The 2,061-nt window shown below is 65.9% G+C and carries 2 protein-coding genes; both read right to left on the bottom strand.

What is annotated here, in order from left to right:
- Window positions 1-869 (bottom strand): succinate--CoA ligase subunit alpha (gene sucD / locus HNQ01_RS22075; RefSeq protein WP_173807658.1); only part of this gene is annotated, 869 nt, incomplete at its 3' end.
- 29 nt (window positions 870-898) lie between these two features.
- Window positions 899-2,059: an ADP-forming succinate--CoA ligase subunit beta gene (gene sucC / locus HNQ01_RS22070; protein WP_173807657.1), complete on the bottom strand. Its 1,161-nt coding sequence runs from the start codon at window positions 2,057-2,059 to the stop codon at window positions 899-901.
- Window positions 2,060-2,061 lie beyond the last annotated feature (2 nt).

Genomic DNA, 2,061 nt, shown 5'->3' with positions numbered 1-2,061 from the left:
CCCATTTCCGAGGGGTTGCGGGTGACCTTGAAGCCGCACTCTTCCATGATGGCGAGCTTGGCGTCGGCCGTGTCGGCGCCGCCCGAGATCAGGGCGCCTGCGTGGCCCATGCGCTTGCCCGGAGGCGCGGTGACGCCGGCGATGAAGCCGACGACCGGCTTCTTCATGTTGTCCTTGACCCAGCGGGCGGCCTCGGCCTCGTCCGGGCCGCCGATCTCGCCGATCATGATGACCGCGTCGGTGTCCGGATCGTCGTTGAAGGCGCGCATCACGTCGATGTGCTTCAGGCCGTTGATCGGATCGCCACCGATGCCGACGGCCGACGACTGGCCGATGCCCAGCTCGGTCAGCTGTGCGACGGCTTCATAGGTCAGCGTGCCCGAGCGGCTGACGACGCCGATGCGGCCCTTGCGGTGGATGTGACCGGGCATGATGCCGATCTTGATCTCGTCGGGCGTGATCAGGCCGGGGCAGTTGGGGCCCAGCAGCAGCGTCTTCTTGCCGCCGGCGGCTTCCTTGGCCTTCATCTTGTTGCGCACTTCCAGCATGTCCCGGACCGGGATGCCTTCGGTGATGCAGATCGCCAGGTCCAGGTCGGCTTCCACCGCTTCCCAGATCGCGGCCGCGGCGCCCGCGGGCGGCACGTAGATCACCGAGACGGTGGCGCCTTGCGCCTGCGCCGCTTCCTTGACCGAGGCGTAGATGGGGATGTCCGAGAAGGACTCGCCGGCCTTCTTCGGGTTCACGCCGGCGACGAAGCAGTTCTTGCCGTTGGCGTAGGCCTGGCAGCCCAGCGTGTGGAACTGGCCGGTCTTGCCCGTGATGCCCTGGGTGATGACGCGGGTGTCCTTGTTGATCAGGATGCTCATGTCTTGCTCTTTCCTCGTTCGCTCAGGGCTTACTTGACGGCGTCGACGATCTTCGTCGCAGCTTCGGCCATCGTGTCGGCGCTGATGATCGGCAGGCCCGAATCCTTCAGGATCTGCTTGCCCAGCTCCTCGTTCGTGCCCTTCATGCGCACCACCAGCGGCACCGTCAGGTTGACCGCGCGGCTGGCCGTCACCACGCCGTTGGCGATGGTGTCGCACTTCATGATGCCGCCGAAGATGTTGACCAGGATGCCCTTGACGTCCGGGTTCTTCAGCATCAGCTTGAAGGCTTCCGTGACCTTCTCGGCCGTGGCGCCGCCGCCGACGTCCAGGAAGTTGGCCGGCTCGCCGCCGAACAGCTTGATGGTGTCCATCGTGGCCATCGCCAGACCCGCACCGTTGACCAGGCAGCCGATGTTGCCGTCCAGGCTGATGTAGGCCAGATCGAACTTCGAGGCCTCGACCTCGGCCGGATCCTCTTCGTCCAGATCGCGGTAGGCCACGATCTCGGGATGACGGAACAGCGCGTTGGAGTCGAAGTTGAACTTCGCGTCCAGCGCCATCAGGTTGCCCTTGCTGTCACGGTTGAGCGGGTTGATCTCGACCAGCGAGGCATCCGTCTCCATGTAGCAGCGGTACAGGTTCTTGAACAGCGACACGGCCTGGTCCACGGTGTGGCCTTCCATGCCGATGGCGCGCGCGATCTTGGCCGCCTGCTCGTCGGTCAGACCGGCCAGCGGGTCGATCATCTCGGTGATGATCTTCTCGGGCGTCGAGTGCGCGACCTCCTCGATGTCCATGCCGCCTTCCGAGGAGGCGATGAACGCCACGCTCTGGGTGCCGCGGTCGGTGACCAGCGAGACGTAGAACTCCTTGCCGATGTCGGCGCCGTCCTCGATGTACAGGCGGCGGACCTTCTGGCCTTCCGCGCCGGTCTGGTGCGTGACCAGCTGCATGCCCAGGATGTCGGTGGCGCGGGCGCGCACGTCGTCCAGCGTCTTGGCGACCTTCACGCCGCCGCCCTTGCCGCGGCCGCCCGCGTGGATCTGCGCCTTCACGACCCAGATCGGGCCGCCCAGCTTCTCGGCGGCTTCCACCGCCTCCTGGACCGTGAACGCCGGGTAGCCGCGCGGCACCGGAACGTCGAACTGGCGCAGGATTTCCTTGCCTTGGTATTCGTGGATCTTCATCG

The sequence above is a fragment of the Sphaerotilus uruguayifluvii genome (assembly GCF_013294065.1).
Classification (GTDB): domain Bacteria; phylum Pseudomonadota; class Gammaproteobacteria; order Burkholderiales; family Burkholderiaceae_C; genus Sphaerotilus; species Sphaerotilus uruguayifluvii.
Note: the sequence above shows the minus strand (reverse complement) of the source record. Positions and strands in the feature narration are given on the sequence as shown.